Here is a 312-nt window from a genome sequence, read left to right on the forward strand (position 1 = left end):
CAAGCTGCTCATCATCGACGAGCTGGGCTTTGTGCCGCTGTCAAAGACCGGCGCGGAATTGCTGTTCGAGCTGATCTCGCAACGCTACGAGCGCGGGGCCACCCTGATCACCAGCAATCTTCCATTTGACGAATGGACGGAAACCCTGGGGTCCGAACGATTGACCGGCGCTCTGCTCGATCGCGTTACCCACCACGTCAACATCCTCGAGATGAACGGCGACAGCTATCGCCTCGCTCAAAGTCGAGCCCGAAAGGCCGGCTAAAACTACTCTCAAAAAATCGCCGCGCCGGCCTGAGACCCCCGCTCGGG

At 59.9% G+C, this 312-nt stretch carries 1 protein-coding gene; it reads left to right on the forward strand.

Translation table 11 applies throughout. From position 1 onward, the window contains the following. Positions 1-265: ATP-binding protein (locus tag ACFOWZ_RS43135; RefSeq protein ID WP_382379781.1), on the forward strand; the 265-nt coding region annotated here is incomplete at its 5' end. Positions 266-312: the final 47 nt, after the last annotated feature.

Source organism: Lentzea rhizosphaerae (assembly GCF_042649515.1).
GTDB classification, from domain to species: domain Bacteria; phylum Actinomycetota; class Actinomycetes; order Mycobacteriales; family Pseudonocardiaceae; genus Lentzea; species Lentzea aerocolonigenes.